18 protein-coding genes are annotated in these 15,855 nt (G+C 65.4%); 10 read left to right on the top strand and 8 right to left on the bottom strand.

The window, feature by feature from the left end:
* The first annotated feature begins 106 nt into the window (after positions 1 to 106).
* On the top strand, positions 107 to 655 hold the full coding sequence (locus EP379_RS11795) for a deoxycytidylate deaminase (RefSeq protein WP_127477995.1): 549 nt from the start codon (positions 107 to 109) through the stop codon (positions 653 to 655).
* A 165-nt stretch (positions 656 to 820) separates the two neighbouring features.
* On the opposite strand, the gene EP379_RS11790 is transcribed toward EP379_RS11795, so the two are convergent.
* The gene (locus EP379_RS11790; RefSeq protein ID WP_127477994.1) at positions 821 to 1,510 is read right to left on the bottom strand and encodes a DUF3108 domain-containing protein; all 690 of its coding nucleotides are present in this window, start codon (positions 1,508 to 1,510) and stop codon (positions 821 to 823) included.
* Between the two features lie 144 nt (positions 1,511 to 1,654).
* Between EP379_RS11790 and EP379_RS11785 the strand changes: the two genes are divergently transcribed.
* From EP379_RS11785 to rlmM, 7 genes are read left to right on the top strand one after another with little or no spacing between them, the layout of a single operon-like run.
* Positions 1,655 to 3,175 (top strand): glycosyltransferase family 39 protein, encoded by a 1,521-nt coding sequence (locus EP379_RS11785; protein WP_172600460.1) that lies wholly within the window; start codon positions 1,655 to 1,657, stop codon positions 3,173 to 3,175.
* On the top strand, positions 3,172 to 4,527 hold the full coding sequence (locus EP379_RS11780; RefSeq protein WP_127477992.1) for an FAD-binding oxidoreductase: 1,356 nt from the start codon (positions 3,172 to 3,174) through the stop codon (positions 4,525 to 4,527). Before EP379_RS11785 ends, EP379_RS11780 begins: the two co-directional genes overlap by 4 nt.
* A complete protein-coding gene (locus EP379_RS11775) occupies positions 4,524 to 5,264 on the top strand; it encodes an SDR family oxidoreductase (protein ID WP_127477991.1) in 741 nt (246 codons plus the stop codon). The genes EP379_RS11780 and EP379_RS11775 overlap by 4 nt, the downstream gene beginning before the upstream one ends.
* Positions 5,261 to 5,884 carry an HAD family hydrolase gene (locus EP379_RS11770; RefSeq protein WP_127477990.1) on the top strand — a complete coding sequence of 208 codons (624 nt, stop codon included), beginning with the start codon at positions 5,261 to 5,263 and terminating at the stop codon, positions 5,882 to 5,884. Before EP379_RS11775 ends, EP379_RS11770 begins: the two co-directional genes overlap by 4 nt.
* Positions 5,874 to 6,749, top strand: coding sequence for a decaprenyl-phosphate phosphoribosyltransferase (locus EP379_RS11765; RefSeq protein WP_127477989.1), 876 nt, complete (start codon positions 5,874 to 5,876; stop codon positions 6,747 to 6,749). The genes EP379_RS11770 and EP379_RS11765 overlap by 11 nt, the downstream gene beginning before the upstream one ends.
* The gene (locus tag EP379_RS11760; RefSeq protein WP_127477988.1) at positions 6,746 to 7,702 is read left to right on the top strand and encodes a lysylphosphatidylglycerol synthase transmembrane domain-containing protein; all 957 of its coding nucleotides are present in this window, start codon (positions 6,746 to 6,748) and stop codon (positions 7,700 to 7,702) included. The genes EP379_RS11765 and EP379_RS11760 overlap by 4 nt, the downstream gene beginning before the upstream one ends.
* A 7-nt stretch (positions 7,703 to 7,709) precedes the next feature.
* Positions 7,710 to 8,762, top strand: coding sequence for a 23S rRNA (cytidine(2498)-2'-O)-methyltransferase RlmM (gene rlmM, locus EP379_RS11755; RefSeq protein ID WP_127477987.1), 1,053 nt, complete (start codon positions 7,710 to 7,712; stop codon positions 8,760 to 8,762).
* Between the two features lie 15 nt (positions 8,763 to 8,777).
* Here the strand turns inward: rlmM and EP379_RS11750 are convergent, their stop codons facing one another.
* Positions 8,778 to 9,509, bottom strand: a complete 732-nt coding sequence (locus EP379_RS11750; protein ID WP_127477986.1) for a Crp/Fnr family transcriptional regulator — start codon at positions 9,507 to 9,509, stop codon at positions 8,778 to 8,780.
* A 258-nt stretch (positions 9,510 to 9,767) separates the two neighbouring features.
* On the opposite strand from EP379_RS11750, the gene EP379_RS11745 reads away from it, so the two are divergent.
* Positions 9,768 to 10,022, top strand: coding sequence for a SemiSWEET transporter (locus tag EP379_RS11745; RefSeq protein WP_127477985.1), 255 nt, complete (start codon positions 9,768 to 9,770; stop codon positions 10,020 to 10,022).
* Positions 10,023 to 10,036: 14 nt separating this feature from the next.
* The gene (locus EP379_RS11740; protein ID WP_127477984.1) at positions 10,037 to 10,282 is read left to right on the top strand and encodes a TIGR02647 family protein; all 246 of its coding nucleotides are present in this window, start codon (positions 10,037 to 10,039) and stop codon (positions 10,280 to 10,282) included.
* 290 nt (positions 10,283 to 10,572) lie between these two features.
* Here the strand turns inward: EP379_RS11740 and EP379_RS11735 are convergent, their stop codons facing one another.
* From EP379_RS11735 to EP379_RS11710, 6 genes are all read right to left on the bottom strand, one after another.
* Positions 10,573 to 11,181, bottom strand: a complete 609-nt coding sequence (locus tag EP379_RS11735; protein ID WP_127477983.1) for a V-type ATP synthase subunit D — start codon at positions 11,179 to 11,181, stop codon at positions 10,573 to 10,575.
* Positions 11,174 to 12,562 (bottom strand): V-type ATP synthase subunit B, encoded by a 1,389-nt coding sequence (locus tag EP379_RS11730; RefSeq protein ID WP_127477982.1) that lies wholly within the window; start codon positions 12,560 to 12,562, stop codon positions 11,174 to 11,176. The genes EP379_RS11735 and EP379_RS11730 overlap by 8 nt, the downstream gene beginning before the upstream one ends.
* A 122-nt stretch (positions 12,563 to 12,684) precedes the next feature.
* Positions 12,685 to 14,433, bottom strand: coding sequence for a V-type ATP synthase subunit A (locus EP379_RS11725; protein WP_127477981.1), 1,749 nt, complete (start codon positions 14,431 to 14,433; stop codon positions 12,685 to 12,687).
* Entirely contained in the window at positions 14,430 to 15,086 is a 657-nt protein-coding gene (locus EP379_RS11720; RefSeq protein ID WP_127477980.1) for a hypothetical protein, read from the bottom strand. Before EP379_RS11720 ends, EP379_RS11725 begins: the two co-directional genes overlap by 4 nt.
* Positions 15,083 to 15,376: a V-type ATP synthase subunit F gene (locus tag EP379_RS11715; RefSeq protein WP_127477979.1), complete on the bottom strand. Its 294-nt coding sequence runs from the start codon at positions 15,374 to 15,376 to the stop codon at positions 15,083 to 15,085. Before EP379_RS11715 ends, EP379_RS11720 begins: the two co-directional genes overlap by 4 nt.
* A gap of 30 nt (positions 15,377 to 15,406) precedes the next feature.
* Positions 15,407 to 15,760, bottom strand: a complete 354-nt coding sequence (locus tag EP379_RS11710; RefSeq protein WP_127477978.1) for an ATP synthase subunit C — start codon at positions 15,758 to 15,760, stop codon at positions 15,407 to 15,409.
* Between the last annotated feature and the right edge of the window lie 95 nt (positions 15,761 to 15,855).

Genomic DNA, 15,855 nt, shown 5'->3' with positions numbered 1-15,855 from the left:
CCCGTTTTCTTATGGGTTTCGGGTTTTTTCTTGAAACTTGCAACTTGAAACTTGTAACTTGTAACTTGTCACTCGCTCCGCCCCAACCGATACGGCAGTCACCACAATGACCAACAGCACGGAACCCTCCGCCGCCACGAAGAAGTGGGACACCCGCTTCCTCGGCCTTGCCGCGCACATCTCGGCCTGGAGCAAGGACCCGTCGTCGCAGGTGGGCGCGGTGATCACCGACGGCAACCGCATCGTGTCGCTGGGCTACAACGGCTTCGCCGCCGGCGTGGCGGATACCACCGAGCGCCTGGTGGATCGGGCGCGCAAGCTGAATTTGACCATCCACGCCGAGGAGAACGCGCTGATCTTCGCCAAGCGCGACCTGCGCGGCTGCACCGTCTACGTCACCCATCCGCCCTGTCCGCGCTGCGCCTCCAAGCTGATCCAGGACGAGATCGGCCGTGTGGTATGCATCGCGCCGAGCGCGGATTTCCTCTCGCGCTGGGCCGAGGACCTGGAACTGTCCTACGAGATGTACCGCGAGGCCGGCGTGGAACTCACCATGTACGCGCCGGAGGAGATCAACGTCGACAACGCGCGCATCACCGTGGCGCCGGGAGGGTTCTTCCAGAAAATCATGCAGCAACTGCTGCGTTTGTTCTAGGGAAGGTCTGAATAAGTCCATCCTGGACTTCTCAGACCACGCCAAGCGAAAAGTGTGATTTTCGCTCGGCTTCATTTTTCAACGACTTATCGTCGTTGAAAAATGGCGGCACATCCCTGTGCCGCGGAAGCTCTGAACTTATTCAGAGCTTCCCTGGGCTGCCGTCTATTGCTTCTGGATATAGGTGGCGATGGTGCCGTCATCGTTTTTCTGTATCAGCTGCACCAGCAGGTAGTTCCACTGCGGCGCCAGCCAGAGCGTGGTGTCCTTGCGCTTTATCTTGATGGTGGTGACCCGGCCGCGGGCGGTCGCCAGCTCTTCCGACCCCAGCCATTCGTAGGTGTAGTGCTTGATGTTGCCGCGATCGAGCACGGTATATTCCAGTTCCTTTCTTCCCTGCGCGATGTCGTTGCTCAGGATCAGCTGATGCGACAGCTTGTCCATCATGGCGCCGGACAGGGAGATTTCCTGCCGCTTTTCCTGGTAGCGCGAGGTGGCGACATTGCTTTGCCAGTCGAAGTCGATGTGCTCTCTGATGTCTTTTGACCGGCCGGTGTAGTGGGCATCGTAGGTGAGCGGAATCGGCCGGTGCCGGTCGTTTCCCAGAACGCTGCGCTCCACTAGTTTGTCTTTCTTGAACAGGGCCACTAGGCCGCTGGTTTCGGTTCTTTGCTCCAGTATCGGGGAGCCGTTGCCGTCGATGTGCAGACTACGTTCCATCTCGGCCACCTTGAAGCCGTTGAGCTGCACCGAATAACGCACATTGAACGGTTCCAGCTGAAAGCTTTCGGCCTGTGCTGCCGTCGCCAGCAGGAGCAGGTACAGGACTGAGATGAACTGGGGCAGACGTGACATGGCGGCAGTGTAGCAAATCTGTGATTGGGCACAGTATTGGCGCGTCGGACAAGGCTGCTATACTGGCGGCCATTGCGCGCCGGGCCTATGTCCGGCAGTTTCCCGCGACGCAGGATATGCGTTTCTTCCCTTGACCGTCCCGACATGATTGCAACGCGCCGCACCTTTCTGGTCACCCTGCTGGCGGTGACCCTGCTCAAGCTGTTGCTGGCCGCGTGGCTGCCGGTGACCGGTGACGAGGCCTACTTCTTCCTCTGGGGCAAATATCCGGGTTGGGGCTATTACGACCATCCGCCGATGGTAGGCTGGTGGCTGCATGTGCTGCAGTATCTGGGTACGGCGGACTGGTGGCTGCGCCTGCCTTCCTACACGATGACCACCTTCATCGCCTGGGCCATTTATCGCTGGCTGCGTACCGATCTGGGTGAGGAGCGGGCAATATTGATCGGGCTGCTCTATCTGCTGGCCCCGATCAACATCGTCAATGTCCTGATCAGCACCGATACGCCGCTTATCCTGTTGTCTTTCCTGTCCGCCCTGGCCTTGAAGCGCGCCCTGGACAGCTCAGGGTACCTCTGGTTCGTCTATGCCGGCGCGCTGCTCGGTCTGGCCTTTCTCTCCAAATATTTCGCGGTTATGCTCGGTATCGCCTACGGCGTCTATTTGTTGCTGCTGCGTCCCTCGCGCCGCCATGCCATCGGCTTGCTGCTGCTGTTCCTGGCGGTGCTGCCCTTTGCTGCGCTCAACGTGTGGTGGAACTATTGCCATTGCTGGGACAACATCCTGTTCAACCTGTTCGTCCGCCACAGCGGCAGCAGCGTCAGCTGGTCCAGCCCGCTGTTCTACCTTCTGATGCTGGCCTACCTGGCGACACCCTGGCTCCTATGGTACGGCTGGCAGCGACGCGAAGAGCTGCGTAGCGCCCTGGCGCGCCGGGATTATTTTCTGTGGCTCTGGCTGCTGCCGCTGGTGCTGTTCCTGGTGCTGTCTTTTAGCGCCAGTATCGGCCTGCACTGGGTGCTGGCGTTTTATCCATTTTTCTTCCTGTTCCTGCCGCGTCTCCTGAGTATCATCCAGTTGCGACGCAGCGTGCGTTTCATGGCCGGGTTCTCCGCACTGCACCTGGTGCTGATTGCGGCAGTGCTGCTGATGCCGCCGGCGGTCCTGAAGGGACGGCCGGTACTGCACCATGATTTGATTTTCGGCAGCCACAGCGGCGAATTCTGGCAGCAGATGCGCCCGCATGTGGATGGCTATGCCCTGGCCACCGAGAGCTATGTCTATTCCGCCATTCTTGAACACCGTACCGGTGAGCGCTTCGCTGTGTTCGGCGAGGCCTCCAAATATGGTCGCCAGGACGACATGCTGACCGATTATCGTGCCTTGGACGGCAAGAACATCGCCCTGTTCGTCTATGCCGGCAAGGGGGTGGAAAACTATGCCCGCTATTTCGAGCAGTACGAAACCCGCGAGATCAGTGTGCGCGGCGTGACGGATGTGCTGCTGCTGGGACGCGGTTTCCGTTATGAGCTGTACCGCAAGAAGGTGCTGCGGCAGACACAACAGCAGTTTTACCGCCTGCCGGGATACCTTCCCTTGGGGGCGTGTTATTTTTACGACAAGTATTTTCCCGGCGAAAAAGTGAAGCGGTTGCCGCGTCAATGAACACACTGCCAAAGGATATTTCCGGCTGGGGCCGTTACCCGGTGCAGCGCTGCGAGTTGGTGCGGCCGGAGCGCCATGCCGAGTTGTGGTCGGAGGCGCCGTCGTTGCTGGCGCGCGGCCAGGGGCGCAGTTACGGTGATGCCGCCCTCAACGCCGGTGGCCGTGTGGTGCTCACCGAACGGGTCAACCGTTTTCTCGCCTTCGACCGCGACAAGGGCATCGTGCGGGCCGAGGCGGGTGTCACCCTGGCCGAGCTGCTGGCCCTGACCGTGCCGCGCGGCTGGTTTCCGCTGGTGACGCCGGGCACCAGGCATGTGTCGCTGGGCGGCTGCGTGGCGGCGGATGTGCACGGCAAGAATCATCATCACGATGGCGCCTTCGGCACCAGCGTGCGCGAGCTGGAGCTGATCACCGCCGGGGGCCGCCGCCTGCGCTGTTCCGCGCAGGAAAACGTCGAGGCCTTTCGTGCCACCGTCGGCGGCATGGGGCTGAGCGGCATCATCGGTGAAGTGGAATTGCAACTGCGGCCCATCGAGAGTGCCTACATCCGCGCCCGCCACCAGGGCGCCGCCAATCTGGAACAGCTATTCGCCCTGTTGCAGGATTCCGACCATGATGCACGCTACAGCGTGGCCTGGGTGGACCTGATGAGCCGCGGAGCCGCGCTCGGACGCGGCGTGGTGATGAACGGCGATCATGCCGCAGCGGATGAGCTGTCCGGCGGACGCCGTCTGACGCCGCTGCGCCTGGTGCCACACAAGGCGCACAACATTCCCTTTGCTATGCCCGGCTGGTTGCTCAACCGTTTTTCCATCCGTGCCTTCAACAGCCGCTATTTCCGCCGCGAGGGCGGGCGCGATGCCCCCTTCCTGGTGGACTATGACACCTTTTTCTATCCGCTGGACACGCTGGACAACTGGAACCGCCTGTACGGTCGGCGCGGCTTCGTGCAGTACCAGTGCGTGGTGCCGACGGCAACGGCGCTGGCGGCGCTGCAGCAATTGCTGCAGCGTCTCGCCACCAGCGGTCATCCCGCTTTCCTCGGTGTGTTGAAGCGCATGGGCGCGCAGGGGACGGGGTATCTGTCCTTCCCCATGGCGGGCTACACCCTGGCCATGGACCTGCCCATGCAGGGCGCGACAACGCTGGCGCTGCTCGACAGCTTCGATGAGGTGGTGCTGCAGCACGGCGGCCGCGTGTATCTGGCCAAGGATGCCCGTCTGGCGCCGGCGAGTCTGCGTGCCATGTATCCGCAGCTGGCCGAGTGGCAGCGCGTGCGTCGTGAGCTGGACCCGCAGGGGGTGTTCAGCTCCAGCCTGTCGCGCCGCTTGCGCATGGAGGAAGAGGCATGAGCGGCGCGATCCTGATCCTGGGGGCCACCTCGGCCATCGCGCGCGGCGCGGCGGCGGCGTGGGCGCAGCGCGGCTACCGCCTGTATCTGGCCGGCCGCGACGTGGAGTCGCTGCGCCGCGATGCGGCGGATCTCACCATCCGCTATGGCGTGGCGGTGCACTTCGGCGCCTTCGATGCCGCGGCCCATGATTCCCATGCGGCCTTTCTGCAGCGGGTGACCGAAGAGATGGGGGAGCTGGAGGGCGTGCTGCTGGCCTTCGGTTATCTGGGCAGCCAGGCGCGGGCGGCGGCCGATTTCCGTGAAACCCTCATCATCATCAACCGTAATTTCGTCGATGCGGTATCGATCCTAAACCTCTGTGCCGATCAGCTGGAGCAGCGCGGCCGTGGTTTCATCGCCGGCATCGCCTCGGTGGCCGGCGATCGCGGCCGCCAGAGCAATTACACCTATGGCGCGGCCAAGGGTGCCTTCGCCCTGTATCTGCAAGGGCTGCGCAACCGGCTGTTTCCCGCCGGCGTGCGTGTGCTCACCATCAAGCCCGGCTTCGTCGACACGGCCATGACCTTCGGCATGCCCGGCCTGTTTCTGGTGGCCGCGCCACAGGATGTCGGTGCACGTATCGTGACAGCCGTTGAGCGCGGCCGCGATGTCATCTATGTGCCGTGGTTCTGGCGCTACATCATGCTCATCATCACGTGCATCCCCGAGCGTCTGTTCAAGCGGCTCAAGCTGTGATTGCGCGCCCGGTCGTCGCCGTTTTCGATTTCGACGGCACCCTCACCTACCGCGATACGCTGCTGCCCTTCCTGCTGCGGCTGCACGGCTGGGGTGGGGTGATACGCGGCGCCTTGCCGTTACTCCCTACGCTCGGCGGCGTGGCGCTGCGGCTGGTGCCGCGCGACGTGGCCAAGGAACGGGTGCTGATCCGCTTCCTTGCCGGACTGTCTGACGCGGAGCTGCGTCGTCTCGGCGCCGACTATGCGCGCCAGGACATCCCGCGCCAGGTACGGCCGCAGGCCCTGGCCCGTCTGGCCTGGCACCGCCGGCAGGGGCACCGTTGCGTGGTGGTCTCCGCCTCCATCGAACATTACGTGGCGCCGTGGGCGCGCGCGGCCGGTTTCGATGACGTATTGGCGACGCGTCTGGCGGTGGATGAGGCCGGCCGCGTGAGCGGCCGCTACGACGGCGCCAACTGTTATGGCGCGGAGAAGGTGCGGCGCCTGCAGCAGTTGCTTGGCACGATGGCGGATGTTGAGATCTATGCCTACGGCGACAGCCGCGGCGACCGTGAGCTGCTGGCACTGGCCGACCACGCCTATTACCGCACCATGCCGGGAGAGGGAGATGGCGCTTAATCCGCGCGCGATGATCAAATTGCTGCGGCCGCACCAGTGGCTGAAGAACGGCTTTGTGTTTGTCGGCCTGCTGTTCGGCCACGCCTGGGGCGAGATCGCCACCGTGCAGGCGGTGCTGCTGGCGGCGCTCGCCTTCTGTCTCATCTCCAGCGCCATCTATGTAATCAATGATCTGGCCGACCGCGAAGTCGATCGGCTGCACCCGCACAAGAGGCACCGTCCGCTGGCGGCCGGGACGGTGACGCCGGGTCAGGCCGTGATGCTGGGTGTATTGTGTGGCCTGGCAGGCCTGCTGCTGGCCTGGAGCGCCTCGCCGCAGGTGCTGTACATCGTCGTCGCCTATGGCGTGATGAACCTGCTCTATACCTGGCGCCTCAAGCACGTGGTGGTGCTGGATGTGTTCATCATCGCCGCCGGGTTCATGCTGCGTATCCTCGCCGGCACCATCGGCGTCGGCATACCGCCGTCGTCCTGGCTGCTGCTCACCGGCCTGATGGTCACGCTGTTCCTCGGCTTTGCCAAGCGCCGTGCCGAGCTGGCGGTGCTGGAACACAGCGACGCCCCGGCGCGCAAGGTGTTGCAGCACTATTCCCTGCCCATGCTGGATGTGATGATCGGCGTCTGCGCCACCGGCGTGGTGCTGGCCTACAGCCTGTATGCCATCAGTGACGATGCCATCGCCGTGCACCACACCACCGACCTCATCTACACCGTGCCCTTCGTGCTGTACGGCCTGTTCCGCTATCTCTACCTCAGCTTCACCAGCGATGCCGGCGAGGACCCGGCGCGCGACCTGTTGCGCGACCCGCACATGCTGGTGACCGTGCTGGGCTGGGCAGCCTTCACCATCTGGTTGCTGGCATGACGCAAGTGCCGGCACGGCCGGTGCGCGGCCTGCGTGCGCTGATCCTGTCGGTGGTGGCCGCCGCCGTCGGCTATCTGGGCTTTTCCCTGTGGGGCGGCTGGCAGGATGTGGTGGCCGCCCTGCGCCAGGTGTCGCTGCCGGTGCTGCTGCTGTTGCTGCTGCTGTCCCTGGTGAACTACGGTCTGCGCTTTGCGCGCTGGCAGCACTACCTGGCGCTGTTCGGTCATCGCGTGCCGTGGCGGCAGAGCCTGCGCATCTATCTGGGCGGATTTGCCCTGACCACCACCCCGGGCAAGGCCGGCGAGGCGCTGCGCTGCGTGTTGCTGCAACCGCACGGCGTGTCCTGGCCGCACAGCCTGGCCGCGCTGCTCGCCGAACGGTTGGGCGATCTGATGGCGATCCTGCTGCTGGCGGCCATCGGCCTGGCCGCCTGGCCGCAGGGACGCGGGGTGATCGTGTTGCTGGCCGCGGTGCTGGTGGTGCTGCTGCTGTGCATCCAGCAGCGCGCCTGGCTGGCGCGGCTCGATGGCTGGCTGCGCACGCGCTTTCACGGCCGCGCGGCGGCACTCGCCGCCGGTCTGATCGAAACCATGCTGCATTCCTCGCGTCTGTTTACGTTGCCGCTGCTGCTCTACAGCGCGGTACTGGGGGTGGTGGCGTGGGGCGCCGAGGGTCTGGCCTTCTACTACCTGGTGCAGGTGCTGGGCACCGACCTCGACCTGCTCACCGCCCTGTTCATCTATGCCTTCGCCATGCTGGTGGGGGCGGTCAGCTTTCTGCCCGGCGGCCTGGGCGGCGCCGAACTGGCGATGGTGACCCTGCTGACCCTGCACGGCATGCCGCCGGGCGTGGCCGTTGCCGCCACGGTGATCATCCGTCTGGCCACCCTGTGGTTTGCCGTGGTGCTCGGCGCCCTGGCCCTGCTGCCCGGCCGTCGCGGTCCTTGGACCTGAGTCACTCATGCACAGCCTGATTCTGTATTGTCGTGCCGGCTTCGAGGGCGAGTGCGCCGCCGAGATCCAGGAGCAGGCCGCCGCACTCGGCGTGACCGGCTATTGCCGAGCCGCGACGGGCAGTGCCTATGTGGAGTTCAATCCCTATGAGGGACAAGCGGCGGATCTGCTGCAACGCCTGCCGTTCAGCGGGCTGATCTTCGCGCGCCAGATGTTTGCGGCGCAGCGCGTCGACGACCTGCCGCTCACCGATCGTATCGGTCCGCTGCTGGCGGCGTTGGGCCCGGTGACGGTGGGCGAGGTGTGGGTCGAGACGGCGGATACCAACGAGGCCAAGGAACTGCAGGTGCTGTGCCGCAAGCTGGCCACGCCCCTCACGGCGGAACTGCAGCGGCGCGGCTGGCTGCATGCAGCGGACCGCACGCTGCCGCGCCTGCATGTGTTGTTTCTCGACTCCAGCACGGCGTGGATCGGCCTCTCCGACCCGGCCAACTCCGCCCCGTGGTACATGGGCATCCCGCGCCTGAAGTTTCCCGCCGCTGCGCCGAGCCGTTCCACCCTGAAACTGGAGGAGGCGTTGCTGACCTTTCTCACCGCCGCCGAGCGCGAGCAGCGTCTGCAACCGGCGATGCGCGCAGTGGATCTCGGCGCCGCGCCCGGCGGCTGGACCTGGCAACTGGTGCAGCGCCACCTGCGGGTGGTGGCGGTGGACAACGGTCCGCTGGATGCTCGGCTCATGGACAGCGGCCTGGTGGAACACCGCCGCGAGGATGGTTTCCGTTACCGGCCGGCCAGGGCGGTGGACTGGATGGTATGCGACATGGTGGAGCAGCCGGCGCGCATTGCCCGTCTGGTGGCGGACTGGCTGGCGCAGGGCTGGTGCCGCGAATGCATCTTCAATCTCAAGCTGCCGATGAAGAAACGCTATCAGGAGGTGCAGCACTGCGCTGCCCTCATCGAGGCGCGCCTGTCTGCGGCGGGGCTGCGCTACAGCCTGCGTTTTCGCCAGCTGTACCACGACCGCGAGGAGGTCACCGGATATCTGCGCGCCCTGTCGTAAGCGCCATGACATGCGTCAGGCGCGCACTGCGCGCGGCCAGATCTCCTGCATCGCATCGCCGCCCAGCCGTTCCAGCCGCGCCGCGTCGATGATGCGCAGCAGGCGTCCGCCCGGCTGCATCCAGATGATCTTGTCGCGGGTCATGCGCGACAGCACGCGGCTGACGGTTTCCAGGGTCAGGCCCAGCATCTCCGCCATGTCGGTGCGCGACAACGGCAGGGGAATTTCATGCACCTCTTCCGCCTCGGCTCGCAGGATGGAGAGCAGGAAGGAGGCCACGCGTTCGGTGGAGCTCATCATGCCCAGATTGCGAATCATGGCGTTGGAGTGCTGCAACTCGCGGTTGAGGGCGTTGATCACGCGCAGGGAGAGTTGCGGGTTGTATTCCAGCAGCTTGAGCATGTCCTTGTAGCGCACCATGCACACCTCGATGGGGGTGATGGCCTCCGCGGTATAGGGGTAGCGCTGATCGCTCATGGCCTCCAGGCCGATGAACTGCCAGGCGGCGCCGAGGCGCAGCCCCTGGTTGCGGCCGTCGGGCAGGGCGGTGGTGAGTTTGACGTAGCCGGACTTGAGCAGGTACAGATGATTGGCCGGCGTGCCCTCGCGGAACAGCACGGCCTTGGGGTCATAGGCTTTCTTGTGGATGACGCCGTGCATGCGGCAGACCTGGGTCCCGGTCAGCCCGGAGAACAGCAGGGACTCGCACAGCAGGCATTCATCGTGACGGCAGGGACAGGCGCTCATGGCTCGTTTACTGTGGGCTCGGTGTCGTCGTTGCGCAGCGGGTTGGCGACTCCGTTCGAAACTACCTCCTTGGAGGTATCCGCCCTTGGCTTGCGAACCAATAATAAGCGCGAACTGCCGCAAATGCACCTGTTTAATTGTTAAAAATTATTACAAAACAATCATTTATTGATATATAGCAAAATAGGCGTGGTGGCGGTGCGACAACTGTCCGACACGACGCCTGCCCGTCCTGCGACGGGAATCCGGAGAGAGAGGATGGATGCGATCAATCTGCTCGGTCTGCTGGCCGGTACCCTGACCACGGCCGCGTTCCTGCCCCAGGTGATCAAGACCTGGCGCAGCCGATCGGCCGGTGACATCTCGCTGGTGATGTTCGCCCTGTTCAGTCTGGGCGTCCTGCTGTGGATCGTTTATGGTTTCACCGTCGGCGCAGTGCCGGTGATCGTGGCCAACGTGATTACCCTGCTGCTGTCGCTGACCATTCTGATTTTCAAGATTCGCTACAAGTGAGCACGGGGACCATCATGCCGCAGCACAACGCAGTGAACGAAGAACGCATCGCCGAGATCAAGTTGCTGGCGTTGTACAACCTGGCCTCGATGCAGGAGGGGTTGAAGGTGCACCATTCCGCCGGGGAACAGATGGTGGCGGCAGCGCAGCGCCTCCATGCCAAGGGCCTGGTGACGCAGGCCGACGGCGGCTACCTCACCGATCTCGGCGTCGAGGCGGCGGAACACCTGCGGGCGGCGCTGACCATCCTGGAGGGCTGATATCTCCGGGGATCACGAAAATACGTAACCCGGGACGAGATGAACAAGGGAAGCTCTGAATAAGTTCAGAGCTTCCGCGGCACAGGGATGTGCCGCCATTTTTCAACGACGATAAGTCGTTGAAAAATGAAGCCAAGCGAAAATCACACTTTTCGCTTGGCGTGGCCTGAAAAGTCCAGGATGGACTTATTCAGACCTTCCCAAGATGAGAGGCTGAGGCCGGGTGAATGGCGGCTCGTTAATCCTGCCGCATCGTGTTCCTCTTGTCAGAGGGCGTGTATCACACGGCGTCATCGTTTGCCATAGTCGAGCCGGACGCGCACGGCCTCTTCCTGATCCAGCTCTTCCAGGCGGACCACGATCTCCGCCAGCGCCTGTTCCAGTTCCGGTAGCAGGACGTCTTCCAGGGCGCGGGCGCGCCGTTCGGTGCGGCGGTATTCCTGCAACAATCTTTCCAGGTTGCCGCTGATGGCGGCCAGCGGGGCGCTGTGCTGCACCAGTTGACGAAACAGGCGTGCGCAGTGGCGTGCCTCGGGTGAGGGATCGACGGCGGCGGCTGCCGCCTCCTCGGGCAAGGCCAGGCTGCATTCCACCAGATGCACACCGAGAAAGCGGCGCCGTTGCTGTTGCAGGGTGGCCTCGTCGATGCGCATCGCCGGGTGGACCTGCAAGCCCTGCAGGCCATGGCGCGTCACGGCGGCAGACAGGGCGGCCGCCGCGGCGCGATGCAGTTGCAGGTAATTGCGCTGCAGCCGTTCGTACTCGTCCAGCTGGCGCAGGATCTCGGCGGCGAGCAGCAGGCGCTTTTCGTCGAGGAAGCGGTAGCCGTCCTTTACTACCTGGCGCTCCTCGCGCAGTTCCATCAGCACCGATGGGGTGGCGATGCGCCGTTCAGCCATTGCCCGGCTCCGCGATGTGTGCCGCGATCTGCGTATCGGACAGGCGGTGCAGCTCGCTGCGCGGCAGGCGGCGCAGCAACTCCCAACCCAGCTGCATGCTCTGCTCCAGCGTGCGGTCCTCCTGCTGTTGCACCAGCTGCTGTTCGAAGGCGTCACCGAAGTCGAGGTAACGGCGATCCAGCTCCGGCAGGCCATCGACGCCGACCACACTGGCCAGCACACGCACCTGCACGGCGCGGGCATAGGCCGCGTACAGCTGGTTGGACAGCGCCGGGTGATCCGCATCGGTATAGCCGGCACCGATGCCGTCCTTCATCAGGCGCGACAACGAGGGCAGCACCTTGACCGGCGGATAGATGCCGCGCCGGTCAAGGTCGCGGTCGAGCACGATCTGGCCCTCGGTGATGTAGCCGGTGAGATCGGGGATCGGATGGCTGATGTCGTCCGACGGCATGGTGAGGATCGGCAGCTGGGTGAGCGAGCCGGGGCGGTCCTTGATGCAGCCGGCACGTTCGTACAGCGTTGCAAGATCCGAATACATGTAGCCGGGGTAGCCCTTGCGGCTGGGGACCTCGCCGTGGCTGGCGGACACCTCGCGCAAGGCCTCGCAGTAATTGGTCATGTCGGTGAGGATCACCAGCACGTGACGGCCCTCGACGAAGGCCAGATATTCGGCGGCGGTGAGAGCATAGCGCGGGGTGAGCAGACGCTGGGTGCTGGAGTCGGAGGCCAGGTTGAGGAACATCACCGTGTGCGCCAGCGCACCGCTGTTTTCCATGGCGCGGCGGAAATTTTCCGCCGTGTGGTGCGGCGCGCCGATGCCGACGAAGACGATGGCGAAATCGCCGCTGGCACCCCCGCGCAGGCGGGCGCGGCGCGCAATCTCGATGGCGATGCGCTCGTGCGGCATGCCGCCGCCGGAGAAGATGGGCAGCTTCTGGCCGCGTACCAGGCTGTTCATCAGGTCGATGCTGGAGAGGCCGGTCTCGATGAAGTCCTGCGGCTGGGCGCGCTGCGCCGGATTGATGGCCAGGCCGTCGATGCGCAGGCTGTGCTGGGCGGCGATGGGCGGGCCGCCGTCGATCACCTGGCCGACGCCGTTGAAGATGCGACCGAGGATGTCGGGACCCACGGCGAAGTGCAGCGGTTCGCCGAGAAAGCGCACGCGTGTGCTGGCCAGCGCCAGACCGTCGGTCGTCTCCAGTACCTCCACCGTCAGTGTGTCGTCGTCCAGCGCGGCGATGCGTCCCTGACGCGCCTTGCCGTCCTGCCCGTAGACCTCCACCGCCTCGTTGAGGCCGACGTTGACGGTGCGGCGCAGGAACAGCAGCGGACCCTGGATGCCGGTGATGTTGCCTGTGGTGTAGAGATTCGGGCGCATGGGTTTGGCGGCTGCGTTGGCAATGCTACAGCGGACAGGATGAACGGGCTGTTGCAGGATGAACAGGAAGAACCCTGTTCCTCTGGCGCCATTCTGTGGTTACGGTAAGCGACATGGGTGGTTCATCCATCGTGTTTCGCCAGCCGCGTGAAGGCGGACTCCAGCTCGGTGCCGAGGGATTCATAGCCGGCGAGATTATCTTCGCCCAGCTCCTCGCCCATGCGGTGCAGGCGGCGCAGGATGGGCAGGGCCTGGATATCTTCCACTTCGATGCCGGCGGCAAGCGCCTGTTGCGCCAGTTCGATGAAGCGATGGATCAGGTGCATCATCGTGCTCTGCCGCTTCGGTGAGCAGAAACGGTCCACCGGTGACAGCGACGACTGGCGCAGGAAGCCTTCGTTGATGAGTTCGGCGCACAGCAGGGTGAGCTGCTGCGCCGGCGGCAGGGCGTCCTTGCCGACGATGCGCGCCATGCGTTCCAATTGATTCTGCTGCTCCAGCAGGTGGAGGAAATGGCGGCGTGTCTCGGCCCACTCCGGGTTGCCTGCCGCCTGCCACCAGGCCTCCAGCTCGGCCGCGTCTTCCGAATAGGATTGCAGCGGATGGACCGCCGGATAGAAGCGGGCATGGGCGCGGGCATAATCCAGGGCCCACAGGCAGCGCACGTAGCGCTTGGTGTGGGTGGTCACCGGTTCGGAGAAGTCGCCCGACGGCGGGCTCACCGCGCCGATGATGGTGAGCGAGCCTTCGCTGCCGGCCAGGGTCTTCACCCGCGCGGCGCGTTCGTAGAAACCGGCCAGGCGGCTGGACAGATAAGAGGGGTAGCCGCCTTCGCCGGGCAGTTCGCCCAGGCGGCCCGACACCTCGCGCAAGGCCTCGGCCCAGCGGCTGGTGGAGTCGGCCATCAGCGCCACGTGCAGACCCTGATCGCGGAAATATTCGGCCACCGTGATGCCGGTGTAGATGCTCGCCTCGCGCGCCGCCACCGGCATGTTGGAGGTGTTGGCGATGATCACCGTGCGCTCCATCAGCGGGCGGCCGCTCTGCGGGTCGTCCAACTGCGGGAACTCGTGCAGCACGCCGGCCATTTCGTTGCCGCGCTCGCCGCAGCCGACGTAGACGATGATGTCGGCGTCGCAGCCCTTGGCCAGCGCCTCCTGCAACACCGTCTTGCCGGTGCCGAAGCCGCCGGGCAGGGCCGCCTTGCCGCCGCGCGCCACCGGAAACAGTGTGTCCAGCACGCGCTGGCCGGTGAGCATCGGCCCGCTCGCCGGCAGGCGCTGCGCCACCGGGCGGCTGTGCCGCACCGCCCAGCGGTGGCTCATGGCAATGTCGCGCCGATAGCCATCCGGTGTCTCCAGCACGCACAGCGGCGTGTTGTCGGCGTATGTGCCGGCGGCCGCGATGGACAGTACCTTGCCCTGCACGTCGGGCGGGATCAGGCAGAGCTGGGCGCGGCCGTGCGGCGGCGTGACGCGGCCGAAGGGGGTGCCGGGCGCCAGGCGCTGCCCCGCCTGCACCAGCGGCGCGAAGGGAAACACGGTCGCCGGCGGTTCGTACATGCCGGGTTGTACGTAGACCGAGTCGCCCTGCCGCGCCAGCGGCCGCAACAGGCCGTCGAAGATGTTGCCGAGCAGGGCGGGGCCGAGCGGCACCGCCAGCGGCAGACCGCTGCCGGTGACGTGATCGCCGGGGCGCAGGCCGCTGGTGTCCTCGTACACCTGCACCACGATCTCGTCCCGTTCGATGCGGATCACCTCGCCGAGCAGGCGGCGCTCGCCGACGGCGACCGCCTCGTTGATGTGGAACGGACCCTCACTGCGCGCGCGCAGCACCGGTCCGCCGATCCAGCTCAGCACGGCGCGGCTCATGCGCCGCTCTCCGTACGTGACTGATGCACGTTGAGCAGGCGGTGCAGCTGCGCCAGCAGTTGCGCCTCGATGGCGCTGCGATCGGCCAGCAGCCCCTCCAGCGTGCCGTCGAGGCAGGCGCCCGCGGCGCAGATGCGCAGACCGGCATCGATCTGCTCGTTGGCGCGCAGTTCGGGTGCGGCGCCGCAGTGTGCATGGAGTTGTTCCTGCATTTCAGCGCACTCGGCCAGATCCCAGCCCGGCGGATGTTCGATCACCCAGCTGCAACGCGGCAGCCGTTGCAGCGCCTGGTGCAGCAGGCCGCATACCCACTGCCGGCGTTGCGGCGCCGATTTCCAGCGCTGCAGCACCGCCTGGCCCAGCAGCTCCCAGCCGTGCTGCAGCAGCAGCAGGGCCGTGCGGTGCTGCTGCTGGCGGGCGCGGGTCTCCAGTTGCGCGCGGGTGGCGTCGAGCTTGTCCTGGCCGCGGCGCCGCTCGGTGAGGATGGCTTCGCGCACGCGCGCACGTGCCTCGCCATAGGCCGCACTCAGCAGGGCCTGGCGCCGTTCGGCGGCCTGCGCCAGCAGCTCGCCGCAGCGTTCGGCGCGGTGCTGCTCCACCAGCGCCAGCAGCGTCTCCACCTGTGCCTCCAGCACGCTGTGCGCTTCGCTCATACCTTCATCCCCAGTTGGGTGCGGATGCGCACCGGCAGATCACGCATGGGGATCTGCTGCTGGATGTCCGGCACGATGAGGATCTGCGGCTGCAATCGGTGCAGCGCGTCCGCCAGCTCTTCCGCAGGCAGCTGCCGTGCCTGTGCCACGCCGAGCAGCAGCAGGTCGGTTTCCGCGCAGGCCCAGCGGAAGACTTCCAGCACCTCGTCGGCGCGCGGGCTGCGCGTGCGCAACCCGGCGAGGCGATAGCCCGCCGCGCTGGTTTCATCACCGATGAAGATGGGGGTCATGGCCGCCGCTGTCCGCGCCGAAGACCGGCGTCATACCAGCCGGTTGAGGATCAGGATCGAGATGATCAGGCCGTAGATGGCGATGCCTTCCGCCAGGCCTACCAGGATCAGCACGCGGCCGAGCAGTTCCGGCTTCTCGGCCAGGGCGCCGATGGCGGCACTGCCGACCATGGCCACCGCGTAGCCGGCGGCCAGCGACGACATGCCGGTGGCCAGGGCGGCGGCGAGAAAGCCCCATTGCAGTACGCCCGGCGGCAGGTCGCTGGCGGCGGCCGCGGCCTCCGCTGCGCGCGCCGGTTCGATGCCGAGCAGTGCGGTGGCGCCGAGGGCGATGACGGCGGCCAGGGCGACCATGAAGGCGGCGATCTTGGTGCGTGGTGTCATGGCATTCAGTTCTCCTTGTTGAAAGGTACGAGGTACACGATACGAGATACGGGGGAGGCGCATGGCCATTCGAACACACCTCCCGCGCGTGGCGG

Origin of the sequence: Sulfurivermis fontis (assembly GCF_004001245.1) — a bacterium.
GTDB classification, from domain to species: Bacteria; Pseudomonadota; Gammaproteobacteria; order Thiohalomonadales; family Thiohalomonadaceae; genus Sulfurivermis; species Sulfurivermis fontis.
Note: the sequence above shows the minus strand (reverse complement) of the source record. Positions and strands in the feature narration are given on the sequence as shown.

Bases quoted from the DNA above. Each gene is read 5' to 3' on its own strand.
- EP379_RS11710 (WP_127477978.1), bottom strand. From the start codon at position 15,760: ATGACACCACGCACCAAGATCGCCGCCTTCATGGTCGCCCTGGCCGCC.
- EP379_RS11715 (WP_127477979.1), bottom strand. From the start codon at position 15,376: ATGACCCCCATCTTCATCGGTGATGAAACCAGCGCGGCGGGCTATCGC.
- EP379_RS11775 (WP_127477991.1), top strand. From the start codon at position 4,524: ATGAGCGGCGCGATCCTGATCCTGGGGGCCACCTCGGCCATCGCGCGC.
- EP379_RS11740 (WP_127477984.1), top strand. From the start codon at position 10,037: ATGCCGCAGCACAACGCAGTGAACGAAGAACGCATCGCCGAGATCAAG.
- EP379_RS11795 (WP_127477995.1), top strand. From the start codon at position 107: ATGACCAACAGCACGGAACCCTCCGCCGCCACGAAGAAGTGGGACACC.
- EP379_RS11765 (WP_127477989.1), top strand. From the start codon at position 5,874: ATGGCGCTTAATCCGCGCGCGATGATCAAATTGCTGCGGCCGCACCAG.
- EP379_RS11730 (WP_127477982.1), bottom strand. From the start codon at position 12,562: ATGCGCCCGAATCTCTACACCACAGGCAACATCACCGGCATCCAGGGT.
- EP379_RS11785 (WP_172600460.1), top strand. From the start codon at position 1,655: ATGATTGCAACGCGCCGCACCTTTCTGGTCACCCTGCTGGCGGTGACC.
- EP379_RS11725 (WP_127477981.1), bottom strand. From the start codon at position 14,433: ATGAGCCGCGCCGTGCTGAGCTGGATCGGCGGACCGGTGCTGCGCGCG.
- EP379_RS11720 (WP_127477980.1), bottom strand. From the start codon at position 15,086: ATGAGCGAAGCGCACAGCGTGCTGGAGGCACAGGTGGAGACGCTGCTG.
- EP379_RS11790 (WP_127477994.1), bottom strand. From the start codon at position 1,510: ATGTCACGTCTGCCCCAGTTCATCTCAGTCCTGTACCTGCTCCTGCTG.
- EP379_RS11750 (WP_127477986.1), bottom strand. From the start codon at position 9,509: ATGAGCGCCTGTCCCTGCCGTCACGATGAATGCCTGCTGTGCGAGTCC.
- EP379_RS11760 (WP_127477988.1), top strand. From the start codon at position 6,746: ATGACGCAAGTGCCGGCACGGCCGGTGCGCGGCCTGCGTGCGCTGATC.
- EP379_RS11735 (WP_127477983.1), bottom strand. From the start codon at position 11,181: ATGGCTGAACGGCGCATCGCCACCCCATCGGTGCTGATGGAACTGCGC.
- rlmM (WP_127477987.1), top strand. From the start codon at position 7,710: ATGCACAGCCTGATTCTGTATTGTCGTGCCGGCTTCGAGGGCGAGTGC.
- EP379_RS11745 (WP_127477985.1), top strand. From the start codon at position 9,768: ATGGATGCGATCAATCTGCTCGGTCTGCTGGCCGGTACCCTGACCACG.
- EP379_RS11780 (WP_127477992.1), top strand. From the start codon at position 3,172: ATGAACACACTGCCAAAGGATATTTCCGGCTGGGGCCGTTACCCGGTG.